Annotated in this window: 12 protein-coding genes; 5 read left to right on the forward strand and 7 right to left on the reverse strand. The window is 62.1% G+C overall.

The window, feature by feature from the left end; translation table 11 throughout:
- The first annotated feature begins 73 nt into the window (after positions 1–73).
- The 3 genes from PLANPX_RS02540 (at position 74) to PLANPX_RS02550 (ending at position 3,524) form a co-directional block, all read left to right on the forward strand.
- Positions 74–328, forward strand: a complete 255-nt coding sequence (locus PLANPX_RS02540; protein ID WP_232536283.1) for a hypothetical protein — start codon at positions 74–76, stop codon at positions 326–328.
- Between the two features lie 507 nt (positions 329–835).
- Positions 836–2,041, forward strand: a complete 1,206-nt coding sequence (locus tag PLANPX_RS02545; RefSeq protein ID WP_152097204.1) for a hypothetical protein — start codon at positions 836–838, stop codon at positions 2,039–2,041.
- A gap of 199 nt (positions 2,042–2,240) precedes the next feature.
- Positions 2,241–3,524 carry a PQQ-binding-like beta-propeller repeat protein gene (locus PLANPX_RS02550; RefSeq protein ID WP_152097205.1) on the forward strand — a complete coding sequence of 428 codons (1,284 nt, stop codon included), beginning with the start codon at positions 2,241–2,243 and terminating at the stop codon, positions 3,522–3,524.
- A 161-nt stretch (positions 3,525–3,685) separates the two neighbouring features.
- On the opposite strand, the gene PLANPX_RS02555 is transcribed toward PLANPX_RS02550, so the two are convergent.
- Positions 3,686–4,702 carry a S1C family serine protease gene (locus PLANPX_RS02555; RefSeq protein ID WP_152097206.1) on the reverse strand — a complete coding sequence of 339 codons (1,017 nt, stop codon included), beginning with the start codon at positions 4,700–4,702 and terminating at the stop codon, positions 3,686–3,688.
- Between the two features lie 224 nt (positions 4,703–4,926).
- On the opposite strand from PLANPX_RS02555, the gene PLANPX_RS02560 reads away from it, so the two are divergent.
- Positions 4,927–5,970, forward strand: coding sequence for an ROK family protein (locus tag PLANPX_RS02560; RefSeq protein WP_152097207.1), 1,044 nt, complete (start codon positions 4,927–4,929; stop codon positions 5,968–5,970).
- A gap of 158 nt (positions 5,971–6,128) precedes the next feature.
- On the forward strand, positions 6,129–7,946 hold the full coding sequence (gene lepA, locus PLANPX_RS02565; protein ID WP_152097208.1) for a translation elongation factor 4: 1,818 nt from the start codon (positions 6,129–6,131) through the stop codon (positions 7,944–7,946).
- A gap of 68 nt (positions 7,947–8,014) precedes the next feature.
- Here lepA and pyrF read toward each other — a convergent pair whose 3' ends face one another.
- The 6 genes from pyrF to PLANPX_RS02595 form a co-directional block, all read right to left on the reverse strand.
- Positions 8,015–8,908, reverse strand: a complete 894-nt coding sequence (gene pyrF / locus PLANPX_RS02570) for an orotidine-5'-phosphate decarboxylase (protein WP_152097209.1) — start codon at positions 8,906–8,908, stop codon at positions 8,015–8,017.
- Between the two features lie 114 nt (positions 8,909–9,022).
- A complete protein-coding gene (locus PLANPX_RS02575; protein ID WP_152097210.1) occupies positions 9,023–9,469 on the reverse strand; it encodes a tetratricopeptide repeat protein in 447 nt (148 codons plus the stop codon).
- An 18-nt stretch (positions 9,470–9,487) separates the two neighbouring features.
- Positions 9,488–10,669: a DUF1559 domain-containing protein gene (locus PLANPX_RS02580; protein WP_152097211.1), complete on the reverse strand. Its 1,182-nt coding sequence runs from the start codon at positions 10,667–10,669 to the stop codon at positions 9,488–9,490.
- Positions 10,670–10,874: 205 nt separating this feature from the next.
- Positions 10,875–11,288: a hypothetical protein gene (locus PLANPX_RS02585; RefSeq protein WP_152097212.1), complete on the reverse strand. Its 414-nt coding sequence runs from the start codon at positions 11,286–11,288 to the stop codon at positions 10,875–10,877.
- A 39-nt stretch (positions 11,289–11,327) separates the two neighbouring features.
- The gene (locus PLANPX_RS02590) at positions 11,328–12,491 is read right to left on the reverse strand and encodes a DUF1559 domain-containing protein (protein ID WP_152097213.1); all 1,164 of its coding nucleotides are present in this window, start codon (positions 12,489–12,491) and stop codon (positions 11,328–11,330) included.
- Positions 12,492–12,656: 165 nt separating this feature from the next.
- Positions 12,657–13,958: an endonuclease/exonuclease/phosphatase family protein gene (locus PLANPX_RS02595; RefSeq protein WP_152097214.1), complete on the reverse strand. Its 1,302-nt coding sequence runs from the start codon at positions 13,956–13,958 to the stop codon at positions 12,657–12,659.
- Positions 13,959–14,408: the final 450 nt, after the last annotated feature.

A 14,408-nucleotide genomic window follows, 5' to 3' on the forward strand; every position in this document is an offset into this window, starting at 1 on the left:
GCTGGCGCCGCGAGCTACGGGGCACGCCGGAAGCGGCGACCGTGATAGAACAGACTCCTGTTGGGAGCCCATCGTGAACATTTCGACTTCCAATCGCTCGGGGCGGTTTCAAATGCTGGCAGGCGGCTTGCTGCTGCTAGCGTGCGGCATGTCGACCGGGTGTCAGATCGACGTGGCGGGGCAAACGCTCCCCAGCCCCTACCATCTGACTGATGACGTGCAGTACTACGCTCCTGGTCCTGAGTTCAAACTCGCGAACGAGGCGGCGGCCTTGTCCGAGGCGCGGGCTCAGGAAATGAGCGAACCGCAGGCGGCGCAGAAGCCGTAACGTCGCAATCGTGCGGCACGCTTCTCGCAGCATTCAATTCACGCCCCTTAAGCCGCGGAGTTCGCTCCGCGCGCCAGCCGTCATCGCTCGGCCCGTGGGTGCACAATGTTCGTTGCAGGCAGGTCGGAACCGGTACGGTTCCGTTTTGGTGGGTTCAACGCCAGTCGCCAGTGGTTGCGCACGCCTGCGCGGCCGTTGGCGACAACTCGGGGGGGTGGCGCCTAGCGTGGCAGGCGTCTGAGGGGTCGTAGCGCTGGAAACAGCGCGGCGCCCCTCAGGCGTCTTTGCCCGCGGGGCCAGCAGAGGGTTCAGCCGTCGGGGTTCAGGGTTCAGGAAGGAACTCTGAGCGAGCCGGGGCGTCCTCGCCCCCGGCCATGTCCCAGGTCGCGACGCTGCCCCAACCCGCAGATCGCACTGCCCGCATCTTGAGCCTTCCGGCCGTAGCGTTCATGCTGAACGCACTCTTTGGCCCCTCCCCTACCCTTCGTTGCTGATTGGATCTCAATCGTGGCAACTGTTCCCGACGATTCCGCGGTAGCTTGGCCTGCCGTTGCCGCGCAAATTCATGCGAGCGGCCGGCAAATGGTGCTCGCCGTGACCGGCGGCGGCACGGGCGCCGTGAGCGCCTTGCTCCAAACGCCGGGAGCGTCGCGCACAATGCTTGAGGCGGTGGTTCCGTATGCCCATGCGGCGCTCGTCGACTGGATCGGCGCCATGCCCGAGCAAGCCTGCAGCGCGGCCACCGCGCGAGCGATGGCGATGGCGTCGTTCATGCGGGCGCGCGAACTCGCTCCCACGGCCGATCAGCGTTTGCTGCTGGGAGTCGGGGCGACGGCGAGTCTTGCGACCGATCGGCCGAAGTTGGGTGGCCGGCGGATTCACGTCGCTTGGCAAAGCGCGGAGCAGACGTGGGTCGAGTCTTACTGCCTGGCGGACATTGCGCCGAATCGCGCCGACGACGAACGCGCGTCAACGAGTTTCCTGTTGTGGATTATCGCCGGAGCCTGCGGCGTCAAAGACGCCAAGCTCTACCAATCGCTGCCGACGAGCCGCCAAGACGAACTTCTGCAGGTAAGCGGCGGCCGCGGCGAATTGCCACAGCAAGAACTGTTGATGGGGAAGCGGCGGCTCGCCGTATTGAAGGCGGAATCGTCGTTCAACTACTTCCCGGAGTCGGAGAGTCCCGCGGTGGGCATCGTCTTTCCGGGGGCATTCAATCCTCCGCACGCCGGGCATCTGCGGATGATGGAAATTGCCGAGCAGCGCGTGAAAGCGCCGGCTGCTTGGGAGCTTTCGATCACGAACGTCGACAAGTTGCCGCTCGATTTCATGTCGATGAAGGAACGCATCACCGCGATTCGGGCGAGCGACGACAAACGGCTGGTCGCGTTGACGCGCGCCCCCACGTTCCGAGAGAAGTCGGAGTTGTTTCCGCGAGCGACGTTTGTCGTCGGCATCGACACGCTCGCGCGGATCGCGGAGCCGCGCTACTACGACGGCGACGAAGTCCGCCGCGACGCGGCGATCGCGGAGATCGCCGCGCATGGCTGCCGGTTCCTGGCGTTTGGCCGGATGATTGAGGGTAAGTTCACGGTGCTCAGCGACCTAGAACTGCCGCCGGCGCTCACCGCGATTTGCGATGAAGTTTCTGCCGGCGAGTTTCGCGAGGACGTTTCCTCAAGTGAATTACGCTCAATGTCTGCCGATGCGTAACGCCCGTTTAGCCCCGCCGCTCGCGGCGGGTTCGCGGTCTGTCGCCCGCGGCTAAATGGCGTTGGCGGGATGGAGCGCTGGTTACCACTCTGCCCCTGGTCCCAGCCGGTGTATTGCGTGACGGGCCGCCGCCGCGGCGATAGAATGGGTGGCTGTTCTCCACAGCGTTCTCCCTCGGCTTTCGTGCCCGGAGTCTCTGATGCGATTCGCACTCGTCACGCTCGTTGCCCTTGGTTGGCAGTCCTCAGTCGTCGCTGGTGACAACTGGCCGCAGTGGCGCGGGCCGAATGCCGCGGGGGTTGCCGACAAAGGCAACTACCCTGTCGAGTTTTCCGGTGACGATGGCGTCGTATGGAAAATCGACGTGCCGGGCGTGGGCAGCTCCTCGCCTGTAGTATGGGACGACGCGATCTTCCTCACCACGAGCGACGGCGGGCAGGACGTTCTGCTGTGCTACGGCTTCGACGGCAAGGAGCGTTGGTCGAAGACGCTCGGCCCTGGCGACGAGGGCAAGCATCCGAAGGGGAGCGGCGCCAATTCCTCGCCCCTCACCGACGGTAAGATCGTCGTCACCTACTTCAAGGGTGGCCGCGTCGCTTGCCACGATCTTGCGGGCAACGAGAAGTGGCAGTTCAACCTGCAGGAACGCTATGGCGAAGACACGCTGTGGTGGGACCTCGGCACGTCGCCGATCTTTGCGGCGGGGAACATCGTCATCGCGGTCATTCAAGCGGGCGACTCATATCTCGTCGCGTTCGATCCGAAGAACGGCGAGGAAGTTTGGAAGGTGAAGCGGCAGTATGAACGGCCTGAGGAGTCGGATCAGGCGTACACGACGCCGCAGGTGGCGAACATCGGCGGCCGCGAAGTGATCGTCACATGGGGCGCCGACCATCTCACTGGCCACGACGCGAAGACGGGCGAACTGATTTGGGAGAGCGCAGGTTTCAACCCGAAGGACGAAGGGATGTGGCGCGTGATCGCCTCCCACGCGATGAACGACAAGGTCGCCGTCGTGCCGTTTGGCCGCGGCAAGTTCCTGGCGGGCGTCAAGCTCGACGGTTCAGGCGACGTTACCGAATCGAACCGCTTGTGGGAAGAAGAAGTCGAAGGCCCCGACGTGCCGACGCCGATCATTGCCAACGAAAAAGTCTACACACTTTCGGACAAAGGCAGGCTGGAGTGCCGCGACGTCAACACGGGTGAGGAATTGTGGTCTGGCGCGCTGCCCAAGGGAGGCGACAAGTATTTCGCCTCGCCGGTGCTGGCCGGCGAGATTCTCTACTGCGTGCGGGAGGATGGGACGGCGTTCGTCGTCGACGTGAGCGATGGCTTCAAGCTGCTGACCGACAAGAAAGGAAATGAACTCGGCGAGCGCGTCGTGGCGACCCCGGTGCCGGTGCGAGATCGCTTGCTCATCCGCGGCGATGATCACCTCTTCTGCTTTGGCGCCGACGAAGACGGCCCCGCCGCCAGCAAGTAGCCGCGCCCATGTAGCCGCTGGTCAACGACCGGCCGGAGCGGGAGACGAATGCTGAATGGTGAGGAAACTCGCGGCTTACAGCGACTCTTTTCCCCATTCCCCATTCAGCATTCGACATTTCTTTACCACTGCTCCGGCGGCTCGTTGAGCCGCGGCTACAGTCACGATGCGATCGCCAGTTCTCGCAGCTGTTCGTCGCGGATGACCGACAGCTCTAACGGCTCGCCTGCCGGGGCGAGCGACACGATCCGCGTGAGGTCGTCGACAGTCATCGTCACGCGTCCCGCGGCGGCGACGATCAGATCGCCCGCTTGCAACCCCGCGCGGGCGGCGGGGCCGTTGGGATCAACGCTGAGCACTTCGATCGCTTCATCGGCCAGTAGATCGAGTTCGCGGACCAGACTTCGCGGCAAGCCAACCGTCGTCCCCGCGATGCCAAGCCAGCGCCGGCGGACCTCGCCATGAGCGAGCAATTCGCCGACCACCCAGTGCGCAGTATTCGACGGCACCGAGAACCCGAGCCCTTGGGCCATCGCGATGATCGCCGTGTTGACGCCAACGACGCGGCCGCGGGTATCAACGAGCGGACCGCCCGAGTTGCCAGGGTTCAATGGCGCGGTGTGCTGAATCACGTTCTCAATCAGCCGTCCACCGACGCCGCGCATCGCCCGGCCTGTGGCACTGACGACGCCGGTCGAAACGGTCGAGCGAAAGCCGAGCGGATTGCCCATCGCGATCACGAGTTGGCCGACGCGCAAGCCGTCGCTGTCGCCGAGTTCCGCGAACGGCAGATCGCGAGCGGCGAGTCGCACCAGCGCTAAGTCGGTGAGCGGATCGTCGCCAACCAGTTCGGCGTCGAGGCGGTCCCCTTCTTCGGTCACGGCGGTAAGTTTGCTCCGCCCGTTCGCGACGTGGCTGTTCGTGAGGGCGTAGCCGTCGGGAGTCAGCAGCACGCCCGAGCCGCTGCCGCCGCGGGTATCGCCGCGCGGGCCTTCGATGCAAAGCACGGTCGGGCCGAGGCCCTCGACGACGCCAATCACGGCGCGAGAGTAGGCGTCGAGCAGGTCGAGATCGCTAGCAGCGGCGGCGTCCCCTTCGGGACGAGCCGGCTGCGGACGGTCGGCAGAGGGCGAATCGCCGGCGGCGAATTGCCAATTGGGGGAGATGGGGCGGGGCATGGCGGGGGTCCAAAGGCGGGTGTACGAATGTTTAACTGGGGAATTGTACGGAGCAGTCAAGCCAAAGGTGCGGCGAAGCAGCCGCCGGTCACCGCTCCGGCGGGTCGTTGACCCGCGGCTCCACGCTCGAATTGCGGGTCTGCCACCCCCCCCGTATACTGGCTGGCTTGCTCGAATTCCCTTGATTGACAGTAGTTGCGGCGATTTCCTCTCCCGGGCTTGCGATGGCTGACACCTCTCAATTTCTCACCGCGGCGGCTGCTCGGCGGCCTCTGCTGGTTGGCGTCGACGTCGGCGGCACGAACATCAAGATTGGGATCGTCGACGATGGCGGCCGGCCGGTCGCTTATCGGTCGATCCCGACTCACGAAGAGCGCGGTCCGGCCGACGCGGCCGATCGCATCGGCGCCGCCGTCCGGTCGTTGGTGGACGAGTCAGGCCTGCATCAAGGCGACGTCGCGCGGGTCGGGCTCGCCACGCCTGGGCCGATGGACCTCAAGGCCGGCATGCTGCTGGGCCCTGGCAACTTGCCCCATTGGCACAACTCGCCGATCCGCGATCTGGTGAGCCGCGCCTGCGGTTATCCGGTTACCTACGTGAACGACGCCAACGCCGCCGCCTACGGCGAGTACTGGGCCGGCGCCGGGCGCGAGTATCGCAGCATGGTACTGTTCACGATGGGCACCGGCATCGGCGGCGGCATCATCGTCGAAGAAATGCTGGTTGAAGGCGTCCACAGCTGCGGCGGCGAACTGGGCCACATCATCATCGACTGCCACCCCGAGGCGCCGATCAACTCGCTCGGCATCCGCGGCACGCTCGAAGGCTACTGCGGGGCATACGCGTTCATCCGCCGGGCGGAGGAAGCCCTGTCGCACGGCACGCCGAGTGCGTTGCGGGCCCGCATTGAACGCGGCGAAGAGCTCACGCCGAAGATGATTGCCGAGGAAGGCGAGCGCGGCGACCAGCTCTGCCTCGACCTGATCATGGAGACGGCCCGCTACATGGCGATTGGTCTCGTCACGGCTGTCCACTCGATCGATCCGGAAAGCGTCGTCATTGGCGGGGCGATGACCTTCGGCGGCGACGGCAATCCGCTGGGCGAACGGTTCATGTCGCGTCTTCGCGAAGAGGCGACTTCGCGGATGATCCACAGCCTGCGCGGTAATATTCACATCGACTTCGCCCACCTCGGCGGCGACGCCGGGTACATCGGCGCGGCGGGCTGGGCTGGGCGGGAGTACCTGCTAGCAGCAACGGCGAGGTAGGAAGGAAAATGACGAATGACGAAATCCGAATGACGAATGAAGCGCTCATCGCGCCGAGTTGCCTTCGTCTCCCATTCGTCATTCGTCATTCTGGTTTCGTCATTAAATCGTAATCGCTCCGGCGGCTCGTTGAGCCGCGGCTACTATATCGACGTTATATGATTGATCCAAAGTTCATTCGCAATTTCTCGATCGTCGCTCACATCGACCACGGCAAGAGTACGCTTGCCGATCGGTTAATGGAGATCACCGGCGCGGTGAGCAAGCGTGAGTCGAAGGAGCAGATGCTCGACGACATGGCGATCGAGCGGCAGCGCGGCATCACGATCAAGGCCCGCGCCGTCACGATGCACTACACGTACAACGGCCAGAAGTACGAGCTGAACCTGATCGACACGCCAGGCCACGTCGACTTCCACTACGAAGTCTCGCGGTCGCTTGCCTGCTGCGAGGGCGCGGTGCTGCTCGTCGATGCCTTCCAAGGGGTCGAAGCCCAGACGGTCGCCAACGCCTTCGCGGCGATGGAGCATGATCTCACCATCGTCCCGGCGATGAACAAGATCGACCTGAACCACGCGCGGCCCGATCAGGTCCGCGAGGAAATGGTGCAGACGCTCGGCCTCGACGCCGACGAAGTGCTCGGCTGCAGCGGCAAGACGGGGCTTGGCTGCGAGGACGTCATCAAGGCAGTAATCGATCGCGTCCCGGCGCCGACGGGCGATCCGAAGGCGACGCTTCAGGCGATGGTCTTCGACGCCCACTACGACGAATTCCGCGGCGCCATCACCTACGTTCGCGTCATGAACGGCACGGTGAAGAAGGGCCAAAAGATCAAGTTCATTCAGCAGGGAACCACTCACGAAGTCGTCGAACTGGGCCACTTCGCGCCGCAGCGCAAGGCCGCCAACCAACTGAGCGCCGGCCAGGTGGGCTACCTGGTCTGCAACATCAAGTCGCTCGGCAACGTGCAAATCGGCGACACCGTGACGGTTCCCGGCGATCACCCGGCGGAAGCCCTCCCCGGCTACGAAGAGCCGAAGCGGATGGTCTTTTGCGGCCTCTATCCGTCCGATGGCCAGGACTTCAAGCAACTCCGCGAAGCGCTCGAAAAGCTGCAGATCAACGATCCCAGCTTCGACTTCGAACCGGAAACGAGTGACGCGCTCGGCTTCGGCTTCCGCTGCGGCTTTCTCGGCCTACTGCATATGGAAATCGTGCAGCAACGGCTTGAAGAGGAAGCCGACATCGACCTCGTGCAGACGGCGCCGAACGTCACCTACGAGATCCTCACCAAGGCAGGCGAGACGCTTGAAGTCCACACGCCGCAACGCGTGCCTGAGCACGGCGACATTGAAGAGTTCCGCCAGCCGATCGTGCGCGTGAACTTCATTCTGCCGACCGAGTATATCGGCGGCATCATGAAAATCTGCGCCGATCGTCGCGGCATTTACGTGCGGACCGAATACCTTTCGCCGACGCGGGCGATGCTCGTCTACGATCTCGCGCTCGCGGACGTGATCTACGACATGCACGACAAGCTGAAGAGCACCACCCGCGGCTACGGCACGATGGATTACGAAATCCTCGGCTACCGCGCCGACGACCTCTGCCGCATGGACATCCTCGTGAAGGGCGAGCGGATCGACGCGCTCAGCATCGTCTGCAACCGCGGCGACGCGGATTCCCGCGGCCGGGCGATCATCAAGAAGCTCAAGGAAGAAATTCCGCGGCACATGTTCGAAGTATCGCTGCAAGCGGCTATCGGCACACGGATCGTCGCCCGCGAGAACATCTCCGCAATGCGGAAGAACGTTACCGCCAAGTGCTACGGCGGCGACATCAGCCGCAAACGCAAGCTGTGGGAAAAGCAGAAGGAAGGCAAGAAGCGGATGAAGTCGATCGGCCAGGTCGACATCCCGCAGAAGGCGTTCCTCGCGGTGCTGGAAACGGGCGAGGAAACGGGGCAGAAGAAGTAGAAGTAGAAGTAAATGACGAATGACAGAAGCACGAATGACGAATGAATCAAAACATTCGTCATTCGGTATTAACTTAGCTGCTCGATCATCAGCTTCGTCGCCGCTTCCACCGCTCGCTGCCAATGCTGATCGCCGAATTGCTCGGCGTATTCTTTTCGCGCGTGAGCGAAGATAATCCCGCGGCTGTTGTTGATCACCGCGCCGAGGCCGCCCGAGTCGAACGCCGGGGCGACGTCTTTGGCTGCACCCCCCTGGCTGCCGAAGCCAGGGACCAAAAACCAGGTGTGAGGCATCGCGGCGCGGAGCTCGGCGAGTTGCTCGGGGTAGGTGGCGCCGACGACGGCGCCGGCGAGGCCGTAGCCTGATTCGCCTGCGGTCTCGGCGGAGAGTTTTTCGACCAGCGACGCGACGTGGCGATAGACTGTTTGCTCGTTCGCAACGAGATCTTGCAGCAGGCCGCCGCCCGGATTGGAGGTTTTTACCAGGACGAAGAGACCGGCGCCGCGATCGCGGGCGACTTCGACGAACGGCGTGAGGCTATCTTCGCCGAGGTAGGGGCTTACCGTCAGGCAGTCGGCGCCCCACGGACTCACGCCGCGGCCGAGCAGCCCGCGGGCGTAGGCTTCGGCGGTCGAGCCAATGTCGTTCCGCTTGCCGTCGAGGATCACCAGCAGCCCGCGCTCCTGGGCGTAGCGAATCACCTCGGCCAGGGCCGTCATCCCGCTGGGGCCGAGCTCCTCAAAAAACGCCATCTGCGGCTTCACGACCGGCACGAGCGGCGCGACGACGTCGATCACCCCGCAGCAGAAGTCGAGGTAGGCGTCGGCATGTCCGTTCGGCTCGTTCTCGCGGCCGGTGGTAATCGGCCAGGGAAGTTGTTCCCAGCGAGGGTCGAGGCCCACGCAAACGGCGTTTCCGGTGCGCCGAACGGCGGCGGCGAGTTGGTCAGTGAAGTGGGGCACGGCAGGCGTCGATCTAGTACGAGGCAAACGGCGCCGTGATCTCCCCAGGCAATACGGGAATAAGAGCCACGCGGCGCTGCAAGGGCTGAGGAAATCGGGCGATGAAACCGCCCGTTAGTCCTTGAACTCTTGCACGGTGCGATTGTACTGCCGGGCCTTGGCGAGTGCAGCCCGCGATTCGGCGGCTTTGCCCTGCTTCGCGAGAACATAAGCGCGGGCTGCGTAAACCTGATCTAGGTTTGGAGCGTTTGCCTCCAATCGCGTCAATTCATTGAGCGCTTCTTGGTGCTTTCCTTCCGCACCCCAGCAAACAGTCCGCTTAACTGTTGCGGCACCATAACTGTCGGAACTCAGTCCATGCTCAATGGCGGTCGAAAAAAGCTTGGAAGCTTCCGCGAAATTACCCGCTGCAAAAGCGGTTTCAGCGCCTTCAAAGGCTTGAATTGCGAGCTGCCGGGAGTTCCCGCTTTGAACAGGAACACGATTGCACCCGAGTGCTGAATATAGAATTGCCAAATGGCACGTTACCGCCAGTCGGAATGCAGAGCTTTCTTGCAACATCACCTACCCGTAGCCGCCTTAGAACTGTGCGTCGATGGACTCTTCTCCATTCCGAGTACCGATTGCGCGCCAGACCACTAAGTCGACTGAGTCGGTCATAATCGCGGTGTGGCCGTCGCCAAAAGCGACTACAACGCTTCCGGGGTGCTCGCTTCGAGGGGCAATAATCGCATGCTCGCCCGGAGTGTCAGAGATTGCGCTGTAGAGGCCACAGTCCTGCCCCGCCCAGTTGGGCGGAGCGACGTGATTGTATTGGGTATTTGCATAACCAGCGAATGGCCAACCGTTTGAGAAGTCTTCGCCGTCAGCCCATCGCCCCGGGGTTAGGAAATTGAAGCTATCAGCCACGGGAGCGTAGGTCTGGCAGGCTGTGAAGTGCTTATCGCGAAACGCGGCGAGCGTGCTTGAAGTAGGAAATCCGGCTTCGCGCTGCGGCGAGGTAACCATGTCCGATTTTGCTGGCGAAGCGCTAGCGGCGGCGCCTCCCGTGCCTTTGGTGCGTTCTGAAAAGAATACGGTGTTGGATAGGCCGTCCGTGTACTCGCTAGCTCGAAGCCCTTCGGTTCCGATGCTGAAGGCCCCGTTACCGCTAGCTGGAACGCCATCCGCAGTGGTCGCCGTGTAGTTGCTCTGGGCAGAATTTGAGAGCGCTCCTCCGAATGGAGTAGAACCGCCGAAATTAGCACGGTAATTGTTTTCTGAAATCACTCTGCCTGTGAACGGGTCGCTTGGGCAGATAAAGAGGCCTGCTGCTGTGGCGTAGGCGTTATAGTTGACGTTAAACGGCGTCGTTCCTCCGCCGGTCGTCATTTGTAGGACTTGGCCGACTTTAAAGTTGATCATGTTGTATATATTTGCCTGCTCCATATAGGGCAAAAGCCAGATATGTACGGAGTAAAATCCAGTTTTCGTGCTGGCGTTCTGCTGGACGGAATTGTAGTTCGTGTAAGAGCCCTGGGCTGCGCCATTGACAGCCCAGTCAGGCGACAGCCGCCCTGGCGGGAATGCCTTTTTGGCCGACTCGTAGTTGGCGGCGCCGAGCGCCATTTGTTTGACGTTGTTAACGCACTGTGTGCGACGCGCCGCTTCACGCGCGGCCTGAACGGCTGGAAGTAGCAACGCCACAAGGACGCCGATGATTGCGATGACGACCAGCAACTCGACCAGGGTGAATCCGTGCGCGGCTCGCTTGTGGCTCATACTTACTCGCGTGGGTCTATTCCGCGCGACCAGCGCGGAGGCGTCTTGAATTGATTTCGAAAGAAGGGCGTCACGCAGGCCGTCGCTGCCGCGGCGCCGACCCGGCGTAGTCGCCACCCATCCTAAGGGAGGTGGCGAAATTCGCCAAACGATTTTTCGCGACGCGGATTGCCGCAGAGTCGATCGGCGACACGGTTCTCGGACGTCAGTCTTTGAACTCTTGCACGGTGCGATTGAACTGGCGGGCCTTGGCCAGGGCGGCGCGCGATTCGGCGGCCTTTCCTTGTTTAGCGAGAGCATAACTTCGCGCGGCGTAGATTTGATCAAGATTGGGAGCGCCTGGCTCCAGCCGATCGAGTTCGCCTATCGCTTCGGTCGTCTTGCCGGTTGCCACCCAGCAGACTGCTCGCTTGACGGTTGCATCGCAGTAAAGATCAGGGTTAAGTCCGCCGATTGTCAATGCGGCGTTGAACTTCTGTCCTGCTGCAGAGTAGTTCCGCGCAGCAAAATCGGTTGCGGCGCTATCATACTGCTCCTGAGCAGAACGGCGCACGTCTTCAAGCTTATCTGCAGGCGAACTGCAGCCGTTAACGCCTATCGCCATACCTGCGAATAGCATCGTAGGGCCGAGCAAAAGTGCTTTCAGCTTCATCGGCCATTACAATTCGTTGTCAATTGTTTCGGCGCCATTGCGAGTTCCGACTGCGCGCCACACTGCCAAGTCGATGCCGTCGCTCACGATCGCCGTATGCCCGTCGCCGAAAGCGACCACAACGCTGCCGTTGTGCTCGCCGCGAGCGGAAATAATGGCATGCTCTTCCGGCGTATCGGGAATGCCGCTATTGCTTCCACAATCCTGTCCTTGCCAATTTGGCGGCGCCACATGATTGTATTGCGAGCAATCATAACCGGCGAAAGGCCAGCCATTGGACCAATTGTCGCCGGGGAGCCATCGGCCGGCTCCTCCGAGGTTTCGGCCGTCGGCGACTGGCTTGTAATTGAGGCATTGCGTAAAGAGGGACTCGACGCGAATTCCAGAAACATTGTTGCCGCTTCCCATCCCCACAACATCAAACTTTGTTGGCGGGGTCGAGCCAACATCAATTCCGCTGCCTTTAGTTCTCTCAGAGAAAAACGCAGTCTTAGAGAGGCCGTCAGTGAAGTCCTTCGCCCCTAATCCTTTTGCGCCGAATGAGAAGGCGCCGTTGCCTCCTGATTCAAATCCTTCGGGATTCTGTATTGTCGAGTCACGAGTTCCCGCTTGAACTCCGGCAAACGGAGTCGATCCTCCGAAATTGCAGCGGTAGTTGTTCTCTGAAATCACGACGCCTGTATTAGGACAGCTAGGGCAAATGAACAGTCCCTGCGCTGTCGCGTATGCTTGGTAGTGGGGATTGATCGGCGTTGTGCCATTCGTCATTTGCTTCGACTGGCCTTTGCTGAAGTCGATTAGGTTGTAGACGTTGGTCGCTTCCATGTACGGAAGAATGCGTACGTGAACCGAGAAGTTTTGATACCGAGTAGTTGTACTGCCACTCCAAGGCGGGTAGCTGGAGCCCGATGAGGCCGCCGGAACCCATGCGCCGCCGCTCTTCGTTTCGTAATCAGGGTTGTTTCTGCCCTGAGGGAAATAGCCCTTCGCAGACTCGTAATTTGCTGCCCCGAGCGCCATCTGTTTCACGTTGTTAACGCACTGAGTGCGTCGCGCCGCTTCGCGCGCGGCTTGAACCGCAGGGAGCAACAGTGCAACTAGCACTCCGATGATGGCAATCACCACCAAGAGTTCAACGAGCGTGAATCCGCGTAAGCGACGCGATTGCATGGCCTTGTCCTTTGAGTGTCAAAGCCGCCCTGACGATGCACGAAGTTTTATCCGATTTCGTCGAGCGGCTGCCTGGGACCGCCCTGCATCGTAACCGGTCTATGTTAAGGGAACGTGCGGAGATCGCAAAACGTTTTCTTGTTAGCAAGCTGCAACATTTGGCGGCTACAACTCAAGGTCGACCCAGACTAGGCGGTGGTCGGAACTCGGGAACGGGTGGGTTCCCACCAGTGGAAAGAGCGGGTCGTCTGCCGTCGGCCAAAAGACTCCGGATGCGGTGACTTTGAGGTCTGCCGACGGTAGGGCGTAGTCGATGTGGAGATTGCCGGGGCCGGGATCGTCGGCGGGGTCGCAGGTGTCGTGGGCCGGGTCGCCCCGGTGGCGGGCGTTGGTGCCTCCTTGAAGTTTGGCCTGCTCGACGGCGCCGAGTGAGGCGGGGGGCGAATATTTCAATAGCTGCGGGGCTGCCAACAGCGCGGCAATACCAGCGGGGCCGTCGCCGTCGAGCGGGTCGCCGTTGAGGTCGCCGAGAATGACGAACGAGGCGCCGGGGGCGGGACGCGCCTGCTCGCTTTGGGGAGCAGCGAGGCCGCCTTTCGCGCCGTGGTCGTCCACGATGTAGGCGCCCTGCTCCGCCGGTCCTATGTAGTCGACCCAGAAGCGAATTTCGTCGTGATTTCGCTTGCCGTTGCGATCTTCGGGGCCATCGAACGTCGGCGGCGTCGGGTGTGATGCGAGCAGGTGAATCGTGCGACCGTTGACGACGATCGGCACGTCCCAGTGGCTCTTCGAGGAGAGCGGAAACTGTTCCAGCGCCGCAGCAGAGTACCAGTCGTGCGGTTCTGGCGTCGCCGGATCATCGGGTAGCTGGGCGTCGGGCATGTCGCGCCAGTGGAAGTTCTGGAACGTGCGAATCTTCGCCTCGTCGATTGGATAGCGAGAGAGAATCGCCATGGCGTACTGCCCTGCGTATCGGCCGTAGCCCCAGGCGTCGGCCCCGTAGGCATCGCTCCCCGGCGTGGCGTCGATCGTGCCGTTGCGGCCGAGGTCGAAACCGGAATGTCGGCCGGTGTTTACGGCAGCGGTGTAGCGATAAGGGTATTGGATTGCTTCGGCGGGCCCAGCGGGTGACTGCGACGCGTGCTGCGGGACGGTGAGGTAATTGTCGCAAAAGGCTTTGAGAACGGCGCCGTCCGGATCGTGGTCGATTTCGTTGAGGAGGATAACGTCGGGCCGAACTCGTTGAATGATTTCCGCGAGATGCTGGGCCTGAGGATCAGTTTTGGACTGCAATCTGGCCAGAATTTCCCCGCCAGTTTGGCCGTACAGCGAGAGGTTGAACGTGGCGATGCGGAGGGATGGAGCAGCGTTCGCAGCGCAGGGGGTGCTGAAGACCAAGCACGCTGCCAGCAGCATCGGCAGGGCGTAGCAGCGGTCTCTTGACGGAAAGATGGCGGGGCGGTCCATGGGAGCCTGCGGTTGAGTTCGTGCCTTGATGCGTTGCGGCGTTTGCTGGGAGAACAGGCACGCGAGGGTCAATCTGCGTGGTGAAGCGACCAGCCGTCGATTCTACCAGCGAATAGTTAACAAACCGCGTGGCTGGAGGGGCTTCCGTTAAGCCCTTTTCCGCCAACACGTTACGGTTTGCCAGCCCATTCGACGGAGTGGGGCGAACGGCGACGAGAGCTCATGCAGGACCCTAAACGGTCACGCGGGCATACCCTTTGCTGCAACTGGAGGGCCGATTCGTCGCGATGATGCGCGCCGAGCGGCAGGCGTGCGTTGAGGCGGGCTATTCTCGCGGCAGCTCGTAAAAAGGTTGCTTCGTCTTCATCAAGATGACACAACTTCCAAGTAGAACAGGCTGGGGCCGGATTTGCCCGCAGCCCACGGCGTTGGCGGATACTTCCGCCGGCG

The organism is Lacipirellula parvula, from assembly GCF_009177095.1.
Classification (GTDB): Bacteria; Planctomycetota; Planctomycetia; order Pirellulales; family Lacipirellulaceae; genus Lacipirellula; species Lacipirellula parvula.